The 23,719-nt window shown below is 66.2% G+C and carries 20 protein-coding genes; 19 read left to right on the top strand and 1 reads right to left on the bottom strand.

What is annotated here, in order from left to right; translation table 11 throughout:
- Positions 1-236 precede the first annotated feature (236 nt).
- Positions 237-2,267, bottom strand: coding sequence for a M13 family metallopeptidase (locus tag AC07OY_RS16215; RefSeq protein WP_495043640.1), 2,031 nt, complete (start codon positions 2,265-2,267; stop codon positions 237-239).
- A 112-nt stretch (positions 2,268-2,379) separates the two neighbouring features.
- Here AC07OY_RS16215 and pstS point away from each other — a divergent pair, with 112 nt between their 5' ends.
- From pstS to AC07OY_RS16310, 19 genes are all read left to right on the top strand, one after another.
- Positions 2,380-3,423: a phosphate ABC transporter substrate-binding protein PstS gene (pstS, locus tag AC07OY_RS16220; protein WP_495043641.1), complete on the top strand. Its 1,044-nt coding sequence runs from the start codon at positions 2,380-2,382 to the stop codon at positions 3,421-3,423.
- Positions 3,424-3,444: 21 nt separating this feature from the next.
- The gene (locus tag AC07OY_RS16225) at positions 3,445-3,837 is read left to right on the top strand and encodes a gamma-butyrobetaine hydroxylase family protein (RefSeq protein ID WP_495043642.1); all 393 of its coding nucleotides are present in this window, start codon (positions 3,445-3,447) and stop codon (positions 3,835-3,837) included.
- A gap of 4 nt (positions 3,838-3,841) precedes the next feature.
- Positions 3,842-4,573: a bifunctional demethylmenaquinone methyltransferase/2-methoxy-6-polyprenyl-1,4-benzoquinol methylase UbiE gene (gene ubiE, locus AC07OY_RS16230; RefSeq protein WP_495043643.1), complete on the top strand. Its 732-nt coding sequence runs from the start codon at positions 3,842-3,844 to the stop codon at positions 4,571-4,573.
- Between the two features lie 384 nt (positions 4,574-4,957).
- A complete protein-coding gene (locus AC07OY_RS16235; RefSeq protein WP_495043644.1) occupies positions 4,958-5,947 on the top strand; it encodes an EpsD family peptidyl-prolyl cis-trans isomerase in 990 nt (329 codons plus the stop codon).
- On the top strand, positions 5,944-6,789 hold the full coding sequence (epsE, locus tag AC07OY_RS16240) for a polysaccharide export protein EpsE (protein WP_495043645.1): 846 nt from the start codon (positions 5,944-5,946) through the stop codon (positions 6,787-6,789). The genes AC07OY_RS16235 and epsE overlap by 4 nt, the downstream gene beginning before the upstream one ends.
- A gap of 12 nt (positions 6,790-6,801) precedes the next feature.
- The gene (epsF, locus tag AC07OY_RS16245; protein WP_495043646.1) at positions 6,802-8,226 is read left to right on the top strand and encodes a chain length determinant protein EpsF; all 1,425 of its coding nucleotides are present in this window, start codon (positions 6,802-6,804) and stop codon (positions 8,224-8,226) included.
- A 22-nt stretch (positions 8,227-8,248) separates the two neighbouring features.
- Positions 8,249-9,124, top strand: coding sequence for a polysaccharide biosynthesis tyrosine autokinase (locus tag AC07OY_RS16250; protein ID WP_495043647.1), 876 nt, complete (start codon positions 8,249-8,251; stop codon positions 9,122-9,124).
- A gap of 55 nt (positions 9,125-9,179) precedes the next feature.
- A complete protein-coding gene (gene xrtB / locus AC07OY_RS16255; RefSeq protein WP_495043648.1) occupies positions 9,180-10,016 on the top strand; it encodes an exosortase B in 837 nt (278 codons plus the stop codon).
- On the top strand, positions 10,013-10,738 hold the full coding sequence (gene epsI / locus AC07OY_RS16260; RefSeq protein ID WP_495043649.1) for an exosortase-associated protein EpsI, B-type: 726 nt from the start codon (positions 10,013-10,015) through the stop codon (positions 10,736-10,738). The genes xrtB and epsI overlap by 4 nt, the downstream gene beginning before the upstream one ends.
- A gap of 65 nt (positions 10,739-10,803) precedes the next feature.
- Complete coding sequence (locus tag AC07OY_RS16265; protein WP_495043650.1) at positions 10,804-12,090, top strand: oligosaccharide flippase family protein; 1,287 nt, start codon at positions 10,804-10,806, stop codon at positions 12,088-12,090.
- 32 nt (positions 12,091-12,122) lie between these two features.
- Positions 12,123-13,355: a Coenzyme F420 hydrogenase/dehydrogenase, beta subunit C-terminal domain gene (locus AC07OY_RS16270; RefSeq protein WP_495043651.1), complete on the top strand. Its 1,233-nt coding sequence runs from the start codon at positions 12,123-12,125 to the stop codon at positions 13,353-13,355.
- A gap of 59 nt (positions 13,356-13,414) precedes the next feature.
- Positions 13,415-14,560 (top strand): polysaccharide pyruvyl transferase family protein, encoded by a 1,146-nt coding sequence (locus AC07OY_RS16275; protein WP_495043652.1) that lies wholly within the window; start codon positions 13,415-13,417, stop codon positions 14,558-14,560.
- 23 nt (positions 14,561-14,583) lie between these two features.
- Positions 14,584-16,092, top strand: coding sequence for an O-antigen ligase family protein (locus AC07OY_RS16280; RefSeq protein ID WP_495043653.1), 1,509 nt, complete (start codon positions 14,584-14,586; stop codon positions 16,090-16,092).
- A 208-nt stretch (positions 16,093-16,300) separates the two neighbouring features.
- Complete coding sequence (locus tag AC07OY_RS16285; protein ID WP_495043654.1) at positions 16,301-17,095, top strand: glycosyltransferase; 795 nt, start codon at positions 16,301-16,303, stop codon at positions 17,093-17,095.
- A gap of 47 nt (positions 17,096-17,142) precedes the next feature.
- Positions 17,143-18,237 carry a glycosyltransferase gene (locus tag AC07OY_RS16290; RefSeq protein WP_495043655.1) on the top strand — a complete coding sequence of 365 codons (1,095 nt, stop codon included), beginning with the start codon at positions 17,143-17,145 and terminating at the stop codon, positions 18,235-18,237.
- Between the two features lie 3 nt (positions 18,238-18,240).
- Positions 18,241-19,470 (top strand): glycosyltransferase family 4 protein, encoded by a 1,230-nt coding sequence (locus tag AC07OY_RS16295; RefSeq protein WP_495043656.1) that lies wholly within the window; start codon positions 18,241-18,243, stop codon positions 19,468-19,470.
- On the top strand, positions 19,467-20,585 hold the full coding sequence (locus AC07OY_RS16300) for a DUF1972 domain-containing protein (RefSeq protein ID WP_495043657.1): 1,119 nt from the start codon (positions 19,467-19,469) through the stop codon (positions 20,583-20,585). The genes AC07OY_RS16295 and AC07OY_RS16300 overlap by 4 nt, the downstream gene beginning before the upstream one ends.
- Positions 20,586-20,590: 5 nt before the next feature.
- On the top strand, positions 20,591-21,673 hold the full coding sequence (locus tag AC07OY_RS16305; protein ID WP_495044065.1) for an acyltransferase family protein: 1,083 nt from the start codon (positions 20,591-20,593) through the stop codon (positions 21,671-21,673).
- Between the two features lie 27 nt (positions 21,674-21,700).
- Positions 21,701-23,719, top strand: coding sequence for an acyltransferase family protein (locus AC07OY_RS16310; RefSeq protein ID WP_495043658.1), 2,019 nt, complete (start codon positions 21,701-21,703; stop codon positions 23,717-23,719).

Below are 23,719 nucleotides of genomic sequence, written 5' to 3' on the forward strand. Positions count from 1 at the left end.
CGCTTCGGGGTGCGGCCTAGTTCGAGCAACGCGAGCGCGTCATCCCGCTCGAGTGCGGATTGCATTGAGCGCTCCTCTTTTGGTGACTTTTCTCTGGCGCGTCAGAGAAAAGTTACCCGCCCTCGCCGGGCGGATTCCGGCGGCACTGCACGCGAGTCATGAGGACCTGGGCAGAGGCAACCACAAACCAAAACGGGGCCGAAGCCCCGTTTCCATTGCATCAAACCAACCCGAGATCACCAAACCGTCAGCGGATCTTTCGCCACCATCGCACTCCCCGCCTTGCAACTGAAGGCTTGCGCGAAGTAGGGCGTGTTGGCCATCGGCGTCAGCACGCGGAACTTGGCCGGTGAATGTGAGTCGGTGCGCAGCTGGTTGATCAGGAACTCGGTACGCACCTTGGTGCGCCAGATCAGCGCATTGCTGATGAAGAAGCGCTGGGCCGGCGTGTAGCCGTCCACCTTCCTGTCGGCGCCGCCCGTGCGCTTGAGCGCACGCAGCAGGCCCTCGTAGGCGATGGGCATGCCCGAGATGTCGGAGATGTTCTCGCCCAGGGTCAGGCGGCCGTTGATGTTGTAGCCGGGCAGCGGCGAGATCGCGGCATAGCGGTCGGCCACCTTGTCGGCGCGGGCTTTGTAGCCGGCCGCGTCGGCGGGCGTCCACCAGTCGGTCAGCGAGCCACCAGCATCGAAGTTGCGGCCGCTGTCGTCGAAGTGGTGGGTGATCTCGTGGCCGATGACCATGCCGATGCCGCCGTAGTTGACGGCGTCGTCGGCCTTGGCGTCGAAGAAGGGCGGCTGCAGGATGCCGGCCGGGAAGGTGATCTGGTTCAGGCCGCCGGCGAAGGCGTTGACGATGTGCGGGCTGGTGCGCCAGCGGCCGCGCTCGACGGGCGAGTCCAGGTCCTTCATCTGCTGGCCGCTGTGCCACAGGGCCACCTTCAGCCAGTTGCCGGCGAAGTCATTGCCGCTCAGCTGCAGGCCCTCGTACTGCGGCCATTTCTCGGGCGCGCCGATCATGGGCTGCATCTGGGCCAGCTTCTCGATGGCCTTGGCCTTGGTGGGCGGCGTCATCCATTCCAGCTTCTCGATGCGCTCCTTCATGCTGGCGCGGATGTCCTCCACCAGTTGCGACGAGCGCTTCTGCGCCTCCGGCGAGAAGGCGCGCGCGACAAAGAGCTCGCCCAGGGCCAGGGCCACCGGCTCGGTGCCGTAGCGGCCGCCGATCAGCACGATGACCTCCTCGCTGCGTGGCGGCGGGGCCTGCAGGCCGGTGATGGCCTTGCCGCGGTACTCGAAGGCCGGCGTGGCGAAGGCCTTGGGCAGGCGCGGTGCGGCAGCGTCCAGCACGCGCAGGGCCAGGTAGCGGCGCCAGACGTCGACCGGCGCCTCGGCGGCCAGCTTGGCCACGCGGGTGGCGAACTCGGGCTGGCCGACGATGAAGCGCTGCGGCGTCTTGGCGCCGGCCGTCAGCACTGCCAGATAGGCGGCCCAGTCCAGGCCCGGTGCCGCGGCGGCCAGCTCGGCCGTGCCCATGGGGTTGTAGTTGGCGTTGGGGTCGCGCATCTTGGCGCGTTCGCGCGTCGCTTCGGCCAGCTGGGTCTCGAAGGCGAGCAGGGCGTCCAGCTCGGCCTCGCTGGCCGGGCGGCCGGCGGCGGCCAGCACGGCCTGCGCGAAGCCGCGGTAGGCGCTGGTGAGGCCGCGGGTGCGGTCGTCATTGCGGAAGTAGTCGTCGCGGTCCGGCAGCCCGAGGCCCGACTGGCCCAGGCCCAGCACATTGCGGCGCGTGTCCTTGCGGTCGGGCTGAACGCTGTAGCCCAGCGGCGCGGCGATGCCGCTGCGGTTCAGCAGGGCGAGCAGGGCCGGCAGGTCCTCGCGGCGCTGCAGGGCATTGATGCGGTTGAGCAGCGGCGTGATCGACGTGAAACCGCGCGCCTCGATGGCGGCCTCGTCCATGCCGCTGGAGAAATAGGCGGCCATCAGCTTGAGGCCGGGCGTGGTCTGCAGCGTCGGCTTGTCGGCCAGCTCCTTCAGGGCCTTGTCGAGCAGGGCGTCGTTGTTCTGGCGCAGTTGCTCGAAGCTGCCGATGCGGGCGCGGCTGGCCGGCAGCTCGGTGGCGGCCTCCCAAGGGCCGTTGACGAAGGCATAGAAGTCGTCGCAGGGCTGGGCCTCCTTGGACAAGCCGTTCAGGTCGAGGGCTTGCGCGGCGGCGGCCAGGCCGAGCAGGGTGGCTGCGGCGGCGAGGCGGTGGCGGGTGAAGGGGTGCATGACAGGGCGATGAATGGCCGTGGAAACTCAAGATTAGAGCGCCCGTCGCTGGCGCACGTCGGAAGACACAGGGCATGATTGCGGGTTTTCACTGAATATCGAGCCCCCGGCCATGCCCGTTTTCCAGCGCCTGATCCTGGCCCTCGCGACCCCTTTGCTGCTGACGACTGCAGCCATCGCCCAGCCTGTGCAGGGGCAGGGCGCCACCTTCCCCGCCAAGATCTACGACACCTGGGCACGCGCCTTCGACAAGGCCGGCGGCGGCAAAGTTGCCTACAAGGGCACTGGTTCGGGCGACGGCATCAAGCAGATCGGCGCCCGCCAGGTGGATTTCGGCGGCACCGACGCGCCGCTGCCGGCGGCCGAGCTGGCCAAGCAGAAGCTGGTGCAGATCCCCATGCTGGTGGGCGGTGTGGTGCCGGTCGTCAACCTGCCCGGCGGCGCCGCCCTGCAGCTGGACGGCGAGCTGCTGGCCGACATCTTCATGGGCCGGGTGAAGACCTGGAACGATGCCCGCATCGTGGCTCTCAACCCGGGCGCAGGCCTGCCGGCCCTGCCCATCAAGCGCGTCGTGCGCGCCGAGAAGTCGGGTACCAGCGACGGTTTCAGCCGCTATCTCGCCGGCGTTTCGGCCCCCTTCAAGGCCGAGGTGGGCGCCAGCCAGGCGCCGGCCTGGCCGGGCGAGCCGCTGAAGGCCGAGGGCAATGACGGCATGGTGCAGACCCTGCGCGCCACGCCGGGCGCCATCGCCTATGTCTCCTTCGACCGTGTGCTGCGCGACAAGCTCGCGGCCGTGAAGCTGCGCAACGCGGCCGGCAAGTTCGTGCTGCCCACCGAGGCGGGCTTCCGCGCCGCCATCCTGGAAAGCGACATGCATCGCCAGGGCGATGACCTGGCCACGCTGCTGGACCGCCCGGGCAGCGAGACCTGGCCGATCACGCTGACCAGCTTCGTGCTGGTGGACGCTGAGCCCGCCACCTCGGGCAAGGCCGCGCCGACGCTGAAATACCTGTACTGGTGTTTCATGCACGGCGATGACCTGACCCGCGGTACCGGTTTCGCGCCGCTGCCCGTCAGCGTGCAGTCGCGTCTGGCGGCGCGCTTCACGCTGGTCAGGCCCAAGGACGGCGTCGTGCCGGCCTACCTGATGCTCTGAGCGCAGGCCTACACTGGCTGCATGCCCGCTCCCACCGAGATCACCGTCCACCAGCAGTCCCGCGTGCTGGAGATCGCCTTCGACGACGGCGCGCGCTTTCGCATCCCCTTCGAGCTGATGCGCGTCTACAGCCCCTCGGCCGAGGTCATGGGCCATGGCCCGGGCCAGGAGGTGCTGCAGACCGGCAAGCGCGACGTCGTCATCACCGGCCTGGAGCCCGTCGGCCACTACGCCGTGCGGCCCGAGTTCAGCGACGGCCACAACAGCGGCCTGTTCTCCTGGGACTATCTCCATCGGCTCGGCAGCCAGCAGGACGCGCTCTGGCGCGACTACGAGGCCCGCCTGGCCGCCGCCGGCATGGGCCGCGACGACGCCATGCCCGTCAAGGGCGGCGGTTCCTGCCATTCCCATTGAGCCTATGAGCAGCACACATTTCGGATTCAGCACGGTCGACGAGAACGAGAAGGCCGGCAAGGTCAAGGGCGTCTTCGACTCGGTCGCGTCCAAGTACGACCTGATGAACGACGTCATGTCGGCCGGCCTGCACCGGGCCTGGAAGGCCTACACCGTGCAGGTCGCCAACCTGAAGCCCGGCGAGCGCGCCCTGGACATCGCCGGCGGCACCGGCGATTTGTCGCGCGCCTTCGCCCGCAAGGTGGGCGAGACCGGCGTCGTCGTGCACACCGACATCAACGAGGCCATGCTGCGCCAGGGCCGCGACCGGCTGCTGGACGAAGGCCTGATCCTGCCCACCAGCCTGGCCGACGCCGAGAAGCTGCCCTTCAAGAGCGAGAGCTTCGACCTCGTCAGCGTCGCCTTCGGCCTGCGCAACATGACGCACAAGGATCTCGCCCTGGCCGAGATGTGCCGCGTGCTCAAGCCGGGTGGCCGCCTGCTGGTGCTGGAGTTCTCCAGGATCGCCGAGCCGCTGCGCAAGCCCTACGACTGGTACTCCTTCAACATCCTGCCCAAGCTCGGCTCCCTGCTGGCCGGCGACGCCGAGAGCTACAAATACCTGGCCGAATCCATCCGCATGCACCCCGACCAGGCGACGCTGAAGGCCATGATGAAGACGGCCGGCTTCGGCCATGTGGATGTGCACAACCTCAGCGCGGGGCTCGTGGCGCTGCACGCCGGCGTCAAGTGTTGACCCCTCGCTCAGGCTCGCCCTGCTGAACGCGGGCAGCCTGATCGGTCCCCCGAGGGGACGGCGACGCTTGCCGGATCGACCGGCAAGCACATCGCCAAGCGGGCCGGCTCGGGAGCGGCCCAGCGCTCGGCCCGAATGCCCAATACCGGGCGGCGAGTGCTGCCTATCGATGACGCCGGGAGGCGTCATCCTCAATTGCGAGCGACCAACCCCCAAGAACGTGGGGGATCCGGGAACTTCCCGCTTGCAAATGCTCTAACCGCGAGCCACCCACGAACCTAGTTATGGCTTCGTGGCAGCCCCAGAAGCGACTTATCGCGCCGCTACACTCGTTCGCTCTTTGGGGCGGGTGCCCTTTCTCTGCATAACAAGGACCTTCATCAGATGGCAATCCAACAGATCAAGCACCGTGCCCCCCTGCTGCTGGCAGTCGTCGCCGCGGCCGCCCTGCTGACCGCCTGTGGCGGCGACAAGGGCGAAAAGGCATCCCAGACTGCCGCCAAGGTGAACAAGGAAGAGATCACCGTCCATCAGATCAATTTCGTGCTGCAGCGCCAGCCCGGCCTCAAGGCCGAGCAGGCCGAGGCCGCCAGCCGCCAGGTGCTGGAACGCCTGATCGACCAGGAACTCGCGGTGCAGAAGGCCCAGGAGCAGAAGCTGGACCGCGACCCGCGCGTCGTGCAGCAGATCGAGGCCGCCAAGCGCGAGATCATCGCCCGGGCCTATGCCGAACGCGTCGGCGAAAGCGTTGCCAAGCCCGGCAGCGAAGAGATCAGCAAGTACTACAACGACAAGCCGGCCCTGTTCAAGGACCGTCGCATCTACAGCCTGCAGGAACTGCAGATCGAAGCCAAGCCCGAGCAGTTCGAGACCATTCGCGCCAGGCTGGCCGCGGCCAAGAACCTGAACGAGTTCGCCGAGTACCTCAAGTCGGCCGACATCCGCTTCGCCGGCAACCAGGCCGTGCGCGCCGCCGAACAGCTGCCGCTGGCCGGCCTGGACGCCATCGCCAAGATGAAGGACGGCGATTCCATGGTCAGCCCCAGCCCCACCGGCATGACGGTGCTCTTCCTGGTCGGCTCGCGCAGCCAGCCCGTCGACGAGGCCCGCGCCAAGCCGGCCATCGAGGCCTTCCTGCTGAACCAGCGCAAGGCCGAGGTCGTGCAGAAGGATGTCAAGGCGTTGCGCGACAGCTCCAAGATCGAATACGTCGGCAAGTTCAGCCAGCCGGCCCCGGCTGGTACGCCGGCGGCCACCGCGCCTGCGCAGGTCCTGCCGGCCGCTTCCGAACCCGTCGCGCCCGCCGCGGCACCCGCTCCGGCCGCCAGTGGCCTGGATCCTGCTTCCATTTCCAAGGGCATGGGCCTGAAATGATGATGCGTATTTCCCGACTGATTCTTGGTGCCGCCCTCGGCCTGACCGCTGCGGTCGCGCAGGCCCAGACACCTGCCCCAGCCAAGGCGCCTGCCGCCGCTGCCGTGGCCGAATACAAGCTGGGCGCCGGCGACGTCGTGCGCGTCGTCGTCTACCAGAACCCCGACCTGACGCTCGAAACCCGCGTGTCGGAGACGGGTGTCATCAGCTACCCGCTGCTCGGCAATGTGCGCATCGGTGGCCTGGGTGTCAGCGCGGCCGAGAAGCTGATCGCCGACGGCCTGAAGACCGGCAACTTCGTCAAGGCGCCGCAGGTCACGCTGATCCTGATGCAGGTCAAGGGCAACCAGGCCAGCGTGCTGGGCCAGGTCAACCGCCCCGGCCGCTACCCGATCGAGACGGCCGACATGCGCATGACCGACCTGCTGGCCAATGCCGGCGGTGTCGCCAGCACCGGTGCCGAGATCCTGGTGCTCAGCGGCACCCGCGCCGGCAAGCCCTTCCGCATGGAGATCGACCTGCCCAGCGTCTTCGGCCCCAGCGCCGAGCAGGGCCGCCCGAACGACGTGCTGATCCAGAACGGCGACGTCCTCTGGGTCGACCGCGCGCCGCTGGCCTATATCTATGGTGAAGTGCAGCGTCCGGGCCCCATGCGCCTGGAGCGCGGCATGACCGTGATGCAGGCCCTCGCATCCGGCGGCGGCCTGAACCAGCGCGGCACCGAGCGCGGTATCCGCGTGCACCGCAAGTCCGCCGACGGCAAGGTGCAGGTGATCCAGCCGACCATGGACGACGCCCTAAAAGACGGCGACGTGGTGTATGTCAAAGAGAGCCTGTTCTGATCGGGGCATAGCATGACCTTCCGCCAATTCCTCGCCATTCTGGTTGCCCGCAAGAAGCTCTTCATTGCCATCCTGCTGGGGGTGCTGATCCCCGCCGTGGTGCTGAGCTTCGTGCTGCCCAAGCGCTATACCGCGATGGCCAGCGTCGTCGTGGACGTCAAGCCCGACCCGCTGTCGGCGATTGCCTACCAGTCGCTGATGACGCCTGGCGTGATCGCCACGCAGATCGACATCATGCAGAGCGACCGGGTGGCCCGCCGCGTCGTGCGCGCGCTCAAGCTGACCGAAGTGCCTCAGGTGCGCGAGCAGTGGCGCGACGACCAGAATGGTCAGGGCGACATCGAGAGCTGGCTGGTCGAGCGCCTGCAGAAGGACCTCGACGTCAAGCCCGGCCGCGAGAGCAGCGTCATCAATGTGTTCTATCGCGCGCCCGATCCGCGTTTCGCCGCGGCCCTGGCCAACGCCTTCGTGCAGGCCTATATCGAGACCTCGGTGGAACTGCGCGTCGACCCGGCCAAGCAGTACAGCAGCTTCTTCGACGTCCGCGCCAAGGAAGCCCGCGAGAACCTGGAGAAGGCGCAGAGCAAGCTGAGCGCTTTCCAGAACGAGCACGGCCTCATCATGACGGATGAGCGCCTGGACGTGGAGAACCAGCGGCTCAACGAGCTTTCCAGCCAGCTCGTGATGGTGCAGTCGCTGTCCGCGGAAGCCAACAGCCGCCAGGCCCAGGCCAATGCGGGCTCCGGCGACAAGATGCTGGAAGTCACCAGCAATCCGGTGGTCGCATCGCTGCGTGCCGACATGTCGCGCTCCGAGGCGCGCCTGCAGGAGATCAGTGCGCGCCTGGGTGACCAGAATCCTCAGGTCATCGAGCTGAAGGCAAGCATCAACGAGCAGCGCCAGCGTATCGATGCCGAGGTCAAGCGCCTCACGGCGGGTGTCGGCATCAGCGGCAACATCAGCCGCCAGCGCGAGGCCCAGCTGCGTGCCGACCTCGAGGCCCAGCGCAGCAAGGTGCTGAAGCTCAAGCAGGTGCGCGACGAAGGCGCCGTGATCACCCGCGACATCGAGAACGCCCAGCGCAACTACGACAACATCGTCCAGCGCCAGTCCGTCACCAGCATCGAGAGCCAGGCCACGTCGAGCAACGCCAGCCTGCTGACTTCCGCCACGCCGCCCATCGATCCTTCCTTCCCCAAGATCCCGCTGAACGTGGCCCTGGGCATCTTCGTCGGCGCCCTGCTGGCGGTCGGTGTCGTCATGGCCGCCGAGCTGCGCGACCGCCGGGTCCGCGACGTCGACGATGTGCGGGAACTGCTGGGCCTGCCGGTGCTCGGCGTCCTGCCCGGCCAGAAGAGCAAGCGTTCCTCCGGTGCCCTGGCTGACGGGGCCCAGCGCCATCGGCTGTTGAGCTCGTCCTCTCCCAACGCCGCCTGACGAATCGATCATGCAACACAACATGAGCAGCCATTCCGCCGAAGACATCCGTCCCACGGCACTGCACGATCGCTCCATCGGCGACATCATTGCCGAGGCCAACAACCTCACCACCGAGCAGGTGGAGCGCATCCTGGCCCACCAGAAGAGCCACGGCCTGCGTTTTGGCGAAGCCGCCGTGTCCCTCGGCCTGGCCAAGGGCGAGGACGTGCTGTGGGCGCTGAGCCAGCAGTTCCACTATCCCTACGCCGCCGGTGGCGGCCCGGCGCCCAGCGACGAGCTGGTGCTGGCTGCCAAGCCTTTCAGCGACCAGGCCGAGTCCTTCCGCGTGCTGCGCAGCCAGATCAACATGAAGCTCTATTCGGCGGATGCGCCGCGCCGGGCTCTCGCGGTGATCAGCGCCAACGAGGGCGACGGCAAGACCTTCTTCGCGGCCAATCTCGCAATCGCATTCAGCCAGCTGGGTGGCCGCACCCTGCTGGTGGATGCTGACATGCGCAGCCCGCGCCAGCACGAGATCTTCGGCCTGGCCAATGGCGCCGGCCTGTCGGGCATCCTGTCCGGCCGTTCCGAGTCGAATGTGATCCGCCCGATCCGCGACCTGCCCAGCCTGTTCGTCATGCCCGTCGGCACGCTGCCGCCGAACCCGACCGAGCTGGTCGAGCGCCCCGCCTTCGCCCTGCTGATGCGCGAGCTGTCGAACAAGTTCGACCACGTCATCGTCGACACGCCGGCTGCCATCCACGGCGCCGACTACGCGGTGATCGCCGCCCGTTGCGGCGCGGCGCTGGCCTTGGCCCGCAAGGGCACGACGCGCGTGGCGGCGTTGAAGGACCTCATCGGCGCTCTGGGCAATACGCCCACGGAGCTGGCCGGCGTGGTGATGAACGAGCACTGAAGTGCCCACCTTGAAGGTCACGATGGTTCCGGCGAGAGAGAGCCGAGAGGCACTGGTGCCCTGGCTGCTGGCAGGGGCGGGCTTGCTCGCCCTCTATGTGCCGACGCTGGTCAGCCTGTTCAGCACCATCTGGGCTTCGGACGCCCAGGGCCACGGCCCCATCGTGCTGGGCATCAGCATCTGGCTGATCTACCGCCGCTGGCCGGAGATCATGGACACCCGCCTGTCGAGCCCCAAGCCGCTCTTGGCCTGGCCGCTGCTCATCTTCGCGGGCCTGATCTACGCCGTCGGCCGGTCCCAGGGCATCTGGATCTTCGAGGTGGGGTCCGCCATCGTCGTGGTGTCGGGCCTCGTGCTGCTGCTGCGCGGGCCGGCTCATCTGCGGCTCATCGCCTTCGCCCTCTTCTTCATGCTGTTCATGATCCCGCTGCCCGGGGCCATCGTGGACGCGCTGACGCAGCCCATGAAGATGGCCGTGTCCTATGTGGCGGAGAACATCCTCCATGCCTTCGGCTACCCCATCAGCCGCAGCGGCGTCATCCTGCAGATCGGCCCCTACCAGCTGCTGGTGGCCGACGCCTGCGCCGGCCTGCACACCCTCTTCACGCTGGAGGCGCTGGGCCTGCTCTACATGAACCTGGTGCGGCACTCCTCGCTGTTCCGCAACATCGCGCTGGCCATCCTCATCGTCCCGATCAGCTTCGCTGCCAACGTCATCCGGGTCTGCGTGCTGACGCTCATCACCTTCTATTTCGGCGATGAAGCCGGCCAGGGCTTCCTGCATGGCTTCGCCGGCATGGTGCTTTTCCTCAGCGCCCTCATGCTGATCATCGCGACCGACGGCCTGCTGCGCTTTGGTGCCCGTCGGGGCGGCACTCAGGAGCGCGCATGAACGACGTGGCGGTGAATCCCGGCAACCCCATCGATCGCCAGAACCGGCGTGCCGTGCTGGCCACCCTGCTGATGGGGGCCGCGGCAGCCGCTGCGTGGAAGCTCACGCCCACCCAGCGCATGGCCACCCTGCATGGCGAGCTGAATCTGGAAGCGCAGATCCCCAAGCAGTTCGGCGACTGGCAGCTCGACACCAACGTGGTGGGCGGCGTGGTGAATCCGCAGCAGGAAGAACTGCTCAAGCAGCTCTACAGCCAGATCCTGTCCCGCACCTATGTCAACCGCAGCGGGCAGCGCGTCATGCTGTCCATCGCCTATGGCAATGACCAGCGCGACGGCCTGCAATTGCACTATCCCGAGATCTGCTATCCCGCGCAGGGCTTCCGGCTGATCAGCAACCGCAAGGTCGACCTCCGGTTGACCAGCCTCACCATTCCGGCGCGCCGCCTGGAGACCGTGCTCGGCAACCAGCGCTACGAGCCCGTCACCTACTGGACCGTCATCGGCGAGACCGCGGTGCGCGGCGGCACCGACAAGAAGCTGGCCGAGATGCGCTACGGCTTTCGCAACCTCATTCCCGATGGGCTGTTGTTCCGCGTGTCCTCCATCGACCGCGACACCGCTGCTGCCTATGCCCTGCAGGATCAGTTCGCCAGCGCGCTGCTGACCGCCGCGCCGAGCGCCGTTCGCGGCCGCATCGCGGGCGTCGACCGTATCGACTGAGCTGCCTTCCCTTTCGTCTTTCGGCCCCACCGCAATCCTGGCGCAGGCCGCTGCCGTGTTCTTGCATGTCTATCGTCCGCAACCTAGCCCTGATGGGGACCAGCACCGCCATGCGCCTCGGCTTTGGCATGCTGACCTTCGTCGTCATGGCACGCCTGCTCGGCCCGGCCCAGTTCGGCGTCGTCATGCTCTGGCTGTCGGTCGCCACCTTGCTGGCACTGCTGGCCAACTACGGGCTGACGCCCTATCTGCTGCGCGAGATCGGCGCCGCCCCTGAGCGGGCCAATGAGGTCATGGCCGAGGTGTTGTCGGCCAAGCTGCTGCTGACCCTGTTCGTCCTGGCCGTTGCCATCGCCGCCCTCCCTCTGCTCGACGGCAGCGTTCGCGCTGTCTTCCTGCTGTTGATGGGCGCCCAGCTGGCCGACGCGCTCACCGAGTTTCTCAACGTCGGCTTCAGGGCCACCAACCGCTTCGGGCACGAGACCCGCATCGCCTCGCTGGCCGTGCTGCTGCAGTTCGGCATCGTCACCCTGCTGCTCTGGTGGCAAGCCTCGCCGCTGATGGCCGCTGCCGCCTTCCTGCTGTCGCGCCTGGCCGTCCTGCTCGTGACCTGGCTGGCCCAGCGCCGCTACTTCGCCGAGCTGCGGCCGGCCCCTGTTGCGCAGGCGCTGGCACGCCTGCGCGCCACCCGCTCCTATGCCGTCGACTTCAGCCTGCAGAGCCTGCTGGGCCAGGTCGACAGCGTCGTGCTCAACCATTTCGTGGGTGCCGCGGCCGTCGGCGTCTACCAGGCCGGCATGCGGCTCTTCAACGGGGGCGCGCAAGCCGCAGGCGTGCTTGCCAACGTCTTCCTGCCGCGTGCGGCTGCCGCAGCCGAGGCGCAGGACGACGGCCGCAGCCTGCGCAAGGAGTCGGCCCGCGTGCAATGGGCCTTCGTCGGATTCGGCCTGGTCTTCGGCCTGGCGCTCTGTGGCCTGGCCGAGCCCCTGGTGCGGCTGCTCTTCGGCGCGCAGTACCTCGCATTGGTCGATGTGCTGCCTTGGTTCGGCCTCCTCTTCTTCGTGCGCTTCTTTGCCTCGTCATGGGGCGTGTTGCTCACTTCCGCGGGCGCGCAGCGCTACCGGGCCGCGATGAATGCCGTGCATTGGGCCCTCATTGGTGCGCTCAGCCTGGTCCTCGTGCCTCGCCTCGGGCTCGTCGGCTGGCTGCTCTGCCTCACCGCCGGCAACGCCCTGCTCGCCGTGGCCTATGTGTGGAGGGGGCGGCAGCTTTCCGGCGCGGGCTGGCGCCAGCCTGCGCTGGCCACGCTGGCCCTGGCCGGCTTCTTGCCTTTTCTTCAGGTGCCGCATTGAGCGCGGCCACAACCTCTTCCTCGATGTCTTCCATGTCCGCAGCCGCTTCGCTGATTCCTGATGTCGTGCAGAACGGCCTGTGCGCCGGCTGTGGCCTCTGCGAAGCCGTTGCCACGCCTGGCGTCATCCAGATGCGCATGAGCCGCGACGGCTATCTGCGGCCGCAGCAGCGCGCGCCGCTCGAGGCCGCCCAGGCGCGCATCCTGGCCGACGTCTGCCCCGGCTCGCGCATCGAGCACGCGCCCGCCGAAGGTGCAACGCCACCCGCCTATCACCCGCTGTGGGGTCCGCTGGTGGGGGTGCGCGCCGGCCATTCCCTGGACGCCGAGATCCGCCGCCAGGGTTCCTCGGGTGGTGGCATTTCCGCGGTGGCAGCCTGGCTGCTCGAAACCGGCCAGGTGGATTTCGTCGCCCAGATCGCCGTCAGCCGCGACGACCCGCTGCGCAACGACCTGCAGATCAGCACCACCCGAGCCGACGTGATCGCCGCTGCCGGCTCCCGCTACGCGCCGTCGGCGCCGCTGGCGGGCCTGCGCCAACTGCTCGAGCGGGGCCAGCGCTTCGCCTTCGTCGGCAAGCCCTGCGACGTCGCTGCCCTGCGCCAGTACGGGCGGCACGATCCGCGCGTCGGCGAGCTCGTCGTCGCCATGATCTCCTTCATGTGCGCCGGCATTCCCAGCCTCAAGGGCACGCATGAGCTGCTCGACAAGCTCGGTGCCGACCGCAACCAGCTCAGCAGCTTCCGCTACCGTGGCGACGGCTGGCCCGGCATGGCGCGCGCCGTGCAGCATGACGGCCAGGTCTTCGAGACCGACTACAACAGCTCCTGGGGCACCGTGCTGAACAGGCATCTGCAGTTCCGCTGCAAGATCTGCCCCGATGGCACCGGCGAGTTCGCCGACATCGTCTGCGCCGACGCCTGGTACGGCAAGGACGGCTATCCCGACTTTGCCGAGCGTGATGGCCGCAGCCTCATCCTGAGCCGCACGGCCCTGGGCGAGCGCCTGGTCACCCAGGCCATGGCCGCCGGCGTGCTGGCTGCCGACCCCTTGCCCGTCGACGACATCGCGCGCATGCAGCCCTACCAGGTCAACCGCAAGCAGATGGTGCTGGGCCGCGTCATCGCCACCTGGCTGGCGCGCCGGCAGGCGCCGCGCTACCGGCGCCTGGCCCTGTGGCGCAACGCCCTCCAGGCCCGCAAGATCGAATGGTTGAGAAACGCGTGGGGCACCTTGCGCCGCGCCAAAGGTGAGTCTCCCCTGTGAATCAGAACAAGTCCTCGTCGCTCCCCGCCGCTCCCGCGCGGCTCGTCACCGTCGGCCTCATGTGGCATTCGCTCGGCTCCGGCAACCTGGGTGTCGGCGCGCTGACCGAGTCCAACATCGCCATCGTGCGCGGCGTGGCCGAGGAGCTCGGGCTGCGCGTGCGCTTCGTCGTGCTCGGCACCAGCGAGGCCACCGTGCCCGAGCTGGCCGCTGAACTGGCAGCGGCCGGCCACGAGCTCCAGGTGCGCCGCATCCGCGTCTATCGCAAGGACTTCCGCGACGCCGTGCGCGGCTGCGACCTCGTGCTGGACATCGGCGAGGGCGACAGCTTCGCCGACATCTACGGCATGCAGCGCTTCCGCTTCCACTGGCTGAGCAAGAACATCGTCTGCTCGCTGGGCAAGCCCCTCATCCTGTCGCCGCAGACCATCGGGCCCTTCGACGGCACGCTGGCCCGCCTCATGGCGCGCCAGATCATGCGGCGCTGCACCCGCGTCTTCGCGCGCGACAACCTGTCCAGCGCCTACCTGCGCGAGATCGGCATGACGGGCAACGTCGACGAAGCCATCGACGTCGCCTTCCGCCTGCCTTTCGGCCGCGCCGAGCGTGCCGCGGACGGCAAGGTCCGTGTCGGCATCAACGTGTCGGGCCTGCTGTTCAACGGTGGCTACACCGGCAACAACCAGTTCGGCCTCAGCATCGACTACGCCGCCACCATGCGCGAGCTGCTGCGCCAGCTGACGGCGCGCCCCGAAGTCGAGGTGCATCTCGTCAGCCACGTCATCGAGCCCCACATGCCCGTGGAAGACGACGTGACCGCGGCCCGGCAGCTGGCGCAGGAGTTCCCCGGCGTCATCGTGGCGCCCGCGTTCACACGGCCTTCAGAGGCCAAGTCCTACATTGCCGGCATGGACTTCTTCACCGGCGCCCGCATGCACGCCTGCATCGCGGCCTTCTCCAGCGGCGTGCCGGTCGTGCCGATTGCCTACAGCCGCAAGTTCAACGGGCTGTTCGGCACCCTGGGCTATCCAGTGCTGGCGGACGGCAAGAAGATGCGCGATGCCGAGCTGGTCACCCTCGTCATGCAGAGTCTGGATCGCCGGGCCGAGATCCAGCCCCAGGTGGCCGCCGGTGTCTCCCAGGCCCTGCAGCGACTGAAGGCCTACGAGAACACCCTGAGAAATCAGTTGGGCCAATACCGATGAGCACTGCGAACAGGAGCGTCAGCATGTTCAAGCAAGGTCGATCGCCTTTGGGCTATCTCGGGCTGGCGCTGGGCATCGGCGTGGCCGGGTTCGTGCTGTTCATCATCGGTGCGATGACCGCGCTGGCGCCCGAGTTCGTGGTGCGGCTGACGCCCATCTTCCTGGTCGCCATCGTGCTGCTGTCCGCGGGCTTCGTCCGGACCACGGCCGTCAGCAGCCGGCTGGTCACCTTCTGGCTGGCGGCCATTGTCGTCACGGCCACCCTGTGGCCGTCCTATATGGCGGTGCGGGTGGGTGGGTTGCCGTCCATCGATTTGCGGAAGATTGTTTTTGGTATTTCGCTGTTGATGTTTCTTTATCTGGTGGCCGCGCGTCCGATCATCAGTCGCAATTGGAAAGAGATGTCCGTTGGCGCAAAGTGGCTGACCTGGTGTGTCGCGCTTTACGGCATGCTGAGAATCGTCACGGCGCTCGAATCTCCTGCGCCCATTGCATCGTTCTTGGCTATTGCATGGGAATGGGTGTATTACTACATGCCATTCTTTGCGGCCATATTCATCCTGCGTGGACAGGACTCACGGCAGCAGTTTGTGAAGCTGCTGTTCTGGTTGGCTCTGCTGGTTTCAATTCTGGTGGTTGCAGAGCGTGTTACCAGCGTCAATCCATTTACGCGCTTTGGACCGATCTCGGCTGATTCGGCAGATTTCCAGGCGGCCCTCAAACTTTCGCGCTTGCGGGACGGCGTGTTCCGTGCCCAAGGACCCTTCGAGCATCCGCTGATGCTGGCGGAGTTTGCCGCCATCGTCTGTGCGTTCAGCCTGAGTGAACTGCTGACAGGGCGCAAGGGGTCGGTGCGCATGCTGGCTTTCCTGGCGTTCATGGGCAGCGCCATTTCAGCGGCGCTCAGTGGCTCCAGAATTTCCTTGGTGGCCTTGGCCATCGTTGTCGGAACGGTGGGGATCGCAACGGCAGTTCGGGCGCGAGGGGAGCGCACGACAGCCACAGCGGTGAGCACGCGCGCGTTCATCCTTCTGGCTCTGGCCATTCTGTTGGTGCTGGCCATGCCAGTGCTGCAGACCCTGATGGAAGGACGGACGGCATCCGAAGCCTCCAGTTCTTCGGCTCGGCTGTTGATGTTGAAGGCGGGTCTGCCGGCGATGCTTGACGCGCCAATCTTCGGAAATGGGTATGGCCAAGTTGTGGCAATCGCCGGCGTGCAAGGTACCGGTGGCATTTTGACGGTCGACAACTATCTGCTCAGCGTGGGTGTCGACAGCGGGATTCCTGCGCTGCTTCTGTTCATCGCGATTTTCTTGATTCCGATCTGGATGGCATTCAAGAGAATTACCGCAGAGGCTGGCTCCGAGCAAACCTTTCTTATCGCCGGCATGGCGGCCTTGATGGGTTTGCTGGCAGTGCGCATGATTTTGAGTATTTCCTACAATCTGGTGTTTGCCTTCGTCATCGCTGCGATGGTGGCTGCGGCAGCTTCCGTAAAGCAGTCCCATCATGGAACACCACCCAAACGATAAGGTTGCAGCACCCGCTACCGCAATCGTCCTGCTGAATTGGAATGGCTGGCAAGACACCCTGGCTTGTCTGGAAAGCCTGGCCGGACTTGAAGGCGATGATTTCTATGTCATCGTGGTCGACAACGCCTCGAGCGATGCCTCCTGGGAGCGCTTGAATGCAGCGGCGCCGCAGGTTCAGCGGCTCGGGCTGGGGCGGGATTGGCGGCAGATGTCGCGCGCGGATTCCGAAGCGCCGGATGTGCCGCCTGCCGAGCCTCGCTCGGTCTGGCTGATCCAGGCGGGCGAGAACGGCGGCTTCGCCAAGGGCAACAACATCGGCCTGCGGCTCGCGCTGCGCCACGGTGTGCGCTTTGCCTGGGTGTTGAACAACGACACGCTGGTCCGGCCGGATTCCCTGCGCGAACTGGTCGACTGCGCGGGTCGCAATCCCAAGGCCGGCATGGTGGGCTCCGTGCTGCTGTACGCGGCGCACCCGACGACCATCCAGGCCTTCGGCGGCGCGACCTTCTATTTCGGTCGTGCCCGCGGCTCCCAGATCGGCAATGGCCAGGACATCGCCAACGCCGACTTCGCGGCCCTGCGCAGCGAAAGGCTGGACTACGTGGCCGGCGCGTCCATGCTGGTTCGCGCCGACCTGATGCGCGGCGTGGGCCTGTTCGCGGAGCACTACTTCCTGTACTTCGAGGAACTGGACTGGGCCTGGCGCGCGCGCCGCGACTGGGGGCTGGCCATTGCCGAGCGCAGCCTGGTGCTGCACAAGGAAGGTGCCTCCATCGGCACCGCGACGCTCACCAAGCGCTCGCTGCTCTCGGAGTACTACCTGGCACGGAATCTGATTCTTTTCTACACCGGGCATCGGCCCTGGCTGCTGCTGCCTGCCTTGTTGCGCAACTTGCGCGAGGCGCTGGGCATGTGCCTGCGCCGCGATGAGTCGCGGCGCATCGCCACCGTGCTGCGCGCCAGCTGGCACGGCCTTCTGGGAAAAACGGGAGCGACACATTGACGAGCCGGTCTGACAACCGAGCCGGGGAGAAGGCGCCAGGCCGGCGAATGAAGATCGAGGTCGTCAGCTTCACCGGAGATTCCGGCCTGACGGACTACGCGGTCTCGCTGGCGCGCGCCCTGGCGGCCCATCACCAGGCGAGCGTGGTGACGTCCCAGGCCTTGCCCAGCCGTTTCGAAGGCATGGGCTTCGACGTCTTCCGCATCTTCAGGCGGTCGCGCCACTACCTGCTGGACATCCCCAAGTTCCTGGCCCATGTGCTGCGCCGCCGGCCCGACTGGATCGCCCTGCAGGGGCCGCTGAAGTTCGCCTTTCTCGACGGCCTGTGGATCCGGCTGCTGCGCCTGTTCGGGCAGCGCGCGGCCATCACGGTGCACGACGTGCTGCCGCACTACCCGCGTCCGTGGAGCCGCTTCAGCTACGGCTTCTACTACCGCTCCTTCGACCGCGTCGTCACGCACTCCGACAGCGCCAGGCAGCAGCTCGCCGGGCTGGGAATTGCAGGCGAGGTGCTGGTGGTGCCGCACGGCATCTACGACGTCTTCCGGCTCACCGGCATCGGCCGCCAGGAGGCTCGCGCCAAGGTCGGCGGCCTGGCCGACGGTGACTTCGTGGTGCTCTTCTTCGGCCATCTGGAGCCGCGCAAGGGGCTGATGGAGTTCCTCGAAGCCGCCCGGCGGATGCAGCACCGCCAGGACGTGAAGTTCCTGATCGCGGGTGCCGACGCCATGTCGCGCCACGGCAAGCCGTATGCCGACGCGCTGGCGGCCGCCCGCTCGTCACCCAACGTCGTGCTTCGCGACAGCCGCATCCCCTTCGAGGAGGTGGAGAACTACTTCGCCGCCTGCAACCTGGTGGCCTTGCCCTACCTCGAGGGCACGACGAGCGGCGTGCTCAAGCTCGCGCTGGCTTTCGAGCGGCCCATGGTGGCGACGGCGGTCGGCGACTTCCCCGAGCAGGTGCCGGCCGATGCGGGCCTGCTGATCGAGCCGGGCCCGCAGCTGGTGGATGCGCTCGTCGCTGCCATCACGCGGATTCGGGAGGATGAATCGCGCTATGCCCTGGCCGTGCGCGCGGCCGGCGCCGATGCGCAATGGCCGGATATCGCCGAAAAGCTGACCCACTATTTGGCCAAGGACTGAGACATGCCGAGATTGCTTAGCGTCAACAGCTATCACTACCGACGAGGGGGCTCAGACGCCGTCTATCTCGACCACGCCGGGCTGGTGCAGGAACTGGGCTGGGAGAACGCCTATTTCTCGATGCACCACCCCAAGAACAACCCGACGCCCTGGTCGAAGTACTTCGTCGACGAGCTGGAGTTCGGCCACGAGTACTCCTTCGGCCAGAAGCTCAAGATGGCGTCCAAGGTGGTGTATTCGTTCGAGGCGCAGCGCAAGCTGCGCAGCCTGATCAACGACTTCAGGCCTGACGTCGCCCACCTGCACTGCATCTACCACCACCTGTCGCCGTCCATCCTGCCGACGCTGCACAAGGCGGGCATCCCGGTGGTGATGACCGCGCATGATCTGAAGATCGCCTGTCCGGCCTACAAGATGCTCAACGACACCGGCATCTGCGAGCGCTGCAAGGATGGCTCGGTGCTCAATGTCGTGAAGCACCGCTGCATCCGCGGCTCGTTCGGCGCGAGCGTCATCGTCGCGGCCGAAAGCGGCCTGCACCGCAGCCTCAACACCTATCAGCGCTATCTGTCGAAGGTGGTCGTGCCCAGCAAGTTCTTCATGGAGAAGTTCATCGAATGGGGCTGGCCGCGGGAGCAGTTCCGCTATGTGCCCAACTATGTGGACGTGTCGCGTTTCGAGCCGCAGTTCAGTCCCGGAAGCTACTTCCTGTACTTCGGCCGGCTGGCGCCGGAGAAGGGCGTCGGCACCTTGCTGCGTGCCGCGGCCAAGGCCGGCGTGACGCTCAAGCTCGCGGGCACGGGCCCGGAGGACGAGGCGCTGCGCAAGCTGAACGCCGAGCTGGGCGGGCAGGCCGAGTTCCTGGGCTTCCAGGGCGGGACGGCGCTGTGGGATCTGATCCGCGGCGCGCGTGCCGTCGTGCTCCCCTCCGAGTGGTACGAGAACGCGCCGATGAGCCTGCTGGAAAGCTTTGCACTCGGCAAGACCGCCATCGGCGCCCGCATCGGCGGCATCCCGGAAATGATCGACGAAGGCGTCAACGGCTGGACCTTCGAGAGTGGCGATGTGGGCGGCCTGACCGACAAGCTTCAGCAGGTCGCGGCCCTGCCCGACAGCCGCCTGGAAGAGATGGGCCATGCAGCGCGCGACATCGTCGCCAGCCGCTTCAGCCGCAGCCGCTACGTCGAGGCCACCTTGTCTCTTTACGCTGAATTGGGTGTCCCCACGCCATGAAATCCAAGACTCTCCGCATCCTCGGCACGCGTGGCGTGCCCGCCGCTCACGGCGGCTTCGAAACCTTCGCCGAGCAGCTGGCGCTGTATCTCGTGGCCCGTGGCTGGCGCGTCGTCGTCTACTGCCAGGAAGAGGGCGAGGGCCCGGTCTTCGAGGACCGCTGGCAAGGCGTCGAGCGCGTGCACTTCCCCGTGAAGGGCGATGGACCCAAGAGCACCATCGTGTTCGACTGGCAGGCCACGCTGCACGCCAGCCGGCACCGCGACCTGTGCCTCACGCTGGGCTACAACACCGCCATCTTCTGCGCGCTGCTGCGCCTGAAGGGTGTGCCCAACGTCATCAACATGGACGGCATCGAGTGGTCGCGCGCGAAGTGGGGCCCGGTGGCCAAGACCTGGTTCTGGCTCAATGACTGGGCCGGCTGCTGGCTGGGCAACCACCTCGTGGCCGACCACCCGCAGATCAAGGTCCACCTCAGCTCGCGCGTGCGGCCGGACAAGATCACCACCATCGCCTACGGTGCCGACCGCGTCACCGCCATGCCCGAGGATGCCGTGCGCGCCAAGGGCCTGGAGCCGGGGCGCTATCTGACGCTGGTGGCCCGGGCCGAGCCCGAGAACTCCATCCTGGAAGTCGTGAGCGGCTTCTCGCAGCGGCCGCGCGGCATGCAGCTGGCGGTGCTGGGCAACTACAACGATGCCAATGCCTACCACCGCGCCGTCAAGGCCGCCGCCGGCCCCGAGGTGAAGTTCCTCGGCGCCATCTACGACAAGCCGGTGGTGCAGGCCCTGCGTTTCCACAGTGCCGCCTATGTGCACGGCCACCAGGTGGGCGGCACCAACCCGTCGCTTGTCGAAGCCCTGGGGGCCGGCAATGCCGTCATCGGGCACGACAACCGTTTCAACCGCTGGGTGGCCGGGGAGGGCGCGCGCTATTTCTCGACGGCCGAGGGCTTCTCTGCCCTGCTGGATGAGCTGGTGGCCGACCCCGCGAAGCTCGAGGGCATGAAGCAGGCCAGCGTGAAGCGGTTTGAGGACGGACTGACCTGGGAAAGCATCCTGGCTCAGTATGAGCAGCTGCTGCTGAAATTCACGGCCGACGCGGCTTCGCATTGAAGACCATGAAGGCGTGGATAGGTTCCCGGGCCAGTGTTCCGCTGAAGGACGTTATTCGCGGACGTGACAACAACCTGAATCTCATCAGGTTCATCGCTGCGACCATGGTCCTCGTGTCGCACAGCTTTGCCCTGTTCACCGGAGACGCTTCTACCGAGCCTTGGCGCAAGACGCTGGGCATGAGTATGGGGGGCGTTGCTGTTGATATTTTCTTCTGTGCCAGTGGATTTCTGGTTGCGGGTAGCCTGGTGGCAAGCCAAAGCGCCCGGGACTTTCTTTCCGCCCGGGCCTTGCGGATATACCCCGGCCTTTGGGTGGCTTTGTTGTTGACGGTCCTTGTCATGGGGCCAGCCGTCTCGACTTATTCGGTGGGTGACTTCTTCGGGTCGATGGAAACCTGGAAGCATCTCGCCAGAAACGCCGTCATGGTTTTTGGTGGCGCTTACCAACTTCCCGGTGTGTTCGAGCAGAACCCCTGGAAGGGTGCTGTCAACGGCTCGTTGTGGACTCTGCCGTTTGAGTTGAGGGCTTATCTGGCTCTTCTCTTCATCTGGGCTGTCTCGGTCGCACTGCGTCGGCGACTCAGTTTTTCTTTTTCGAAAACCTGTCTGGTTGCGGGACTATTGGTAGTTGTCTGGGCAGGTTGGGGTGTGATTACTGGGCAGCCGAACAAGTTCGCGGCGTTGCTTGCGGTGTTCCTGCTGGGTGCGCTGTGCAGGTTGTACGGACAGCGGATTTTGCTGAATGTATGGGCGGCGCTGGCGGTGGTCGCCGCACTGGCTGTGGCGCTTTGGTTCGACACTCGCTTCTTCGCACTGGGCTATTTGCTGGCCTTGCCGTATCTGCTGCTTTGCCTGGTTTATTTGCCGGCAGGATATTTGAGAAAGTTCAATGACGTCGGAGACTATTCGTACGGCATTTATATCTATGCATTTCCGATCCAGCAATTGCTGATGCTGGGATGGGCTGCTTCCGTGGAGCAGTTGATAGGCGCTTCCTTTGCCTTGACATTGGTGTTGGCCATCATTTCTTGGCATGCGATTGAAAAGCGCGCGCTGGCGCTGCGAGAGCGGTCGCGCAGGAACTGATTCTCAGATTTTGAAAATGGAATGGCTATGAATTCGGCAGGCCGTATCGCCTACGTTCCCGCCATTGACGGGCTGCGTGCTGTGGCGGTCTTGTCAGTGCTCTTCTTCCATCTGGGCGGCTGGCTGCCATCCGGATTCGTCGGCGTTGACGTCTTCTTTGTCATCTCTGGCTATGTGGTGGCGTCGGCGGCGAAGGATTTGCCGGCCGTCAATTTCCGCAGCTTTGTCGTGGCCTTCTATGCACGGCGATTGCTGCGCATCGCGCCCGCGCTGATCTGCTGTCTCCTCGTGACCATGATGGTCATGGCCAGCATCGTGCCGGTGGCACCCGATGGGCGTTTGACAGAAGCCAACACCAAGACGGGCCTGGCAGCCTTCTGGGGTTTCAGCAATTTCGTCCTCGCCGGCTCAAGCAATGACTACTGGTCGCCTCGAGCAGAGCTGAACCCTTTCACCCACACCTGGTCACTGGCTATCGAGGAGCAGTTCTATCTGGTGTTCCCGCTGGTCTACTTCGCCTGGTTGCGCGGCAAGCGCCGCACGGCAAGGCTCGTGCTTGTGGGTGCCATCGTTGCGTCTTTGGTGGCGGCCGCGGCACTGACCGACCGAGCGGTCTTTTCCTTCTACATGCTGCCCACCCGTTTTTGGGAGCTGGGTCTGGGGGTCGCCCTGTTCTTCTTCCGGGACAGTCTGACCGGCAGGTTAGCGGCCGCGCCCAAGGGAGTGGCAGAAGGAACAGCCGCTGCTGCATTCCTGGCGTTGATCTGGAGCCTGCTTTTTACTGACGCCGCGCATTTCCCCTGGCCCGGGGCTCTGGTGCCAGTTCTTGCTGTTGCAGCACTGATCGTTTCGATCCTGGCTCGACCAGACACTTTTGTGGCGCGGCTGCTGGCGACAAGACCGGCGGTACAGGTGGGCAAGATTTCCTACTCCCTGTACCTCTGGCACTGGCCTGTCGTCGTGTTCGGACGCTGGACATTCGGTATGGAACATCCGGCCGAGTTGGTGGCGGCCCTGCTGCTCAGTTGGGCGCTCGCCTATCTTTCGTACCGGTACGTGGAATGTCCGATTCGGTACGCGAAGTCGCTCCAGACGTACCGGCGCGGTGTCCTGGTGACGGCATCCATGGCCGTTGTCGGGCTTTCCTGTGCCGGCGCGATCGGCATCGCCATCAACCGTTTGAACATTTCACAGAGCGTCACGGCCGATCCGTTGACTTGGCGCTGGGACGGCACCTGGCCAAGCCAGCACGCCAATTGCTCGGTGACGCGCTCGAAGTCGTCGTTTGGTGCGGGCCAGCAGATGGAGTTTCTGCCTCAGGGTTGTGCGTCGAACACGCGCACCTTGTACGTGGCGGGTGACTCTCACGCAGGTGCCTACACGGCCATGCTGGACCTGTACGCGCGTGAAAGTGGCGCCAAGGTTCATCTGTATGGGAGGCCGGGCTGTGGCTTCTTCAACTTGCGCCGAAAGGTGGCTGAAGAAGCAGCGGACTGCCAGGAATTCGTCCGAGCGGTGGTGAGCGATATCCAGAAGAACGCCAAGCGCGGCGATCTCGTGTTCCTGCCGGGGCTGCGTGTCTCGAGGTATCTGGATCAATGGGCGCCTGGCAAGGCGGCGTCAACTGCAGGAGATGACGAAGCCTTGGACGCAGCCATCGTCGACGAGGCTTATGCGCAGCTGCAGCCGCTTTCTGCCGCGGGCCTGGAGGTGATCTGGGAAGGCCCCAAGCCCGTGCTCAAGGCGCCGCCTTTCCGCTGCTCCGACGGGTTCAACAAGATGAATCCCATCTGCCGTCCCGGATTGGTCGTGCCTCGGGCGGAGGCTGAGCTTCATCGCGAAGCAGCCATGCGCCGCATCCACACACTGGTCGGGCGCATGTCTGCGGCGACGGTTTGGGACCCACTGCCCCTGCTTTGCCCCAATGAGGCTTGTGGGTCCGTCGATCCGTTGCAGCCACTGCTGTTCGATGGAGACCACATCAGCGGCTTTGCCAATCGTCAGCTGGCGACCGACTTCATCCAAAGGTTCGGCGCGGCTCGCTGA

This window comes from Roseateles sp. GW821-FHT09H10 (genome assembly GCF_059415865.1).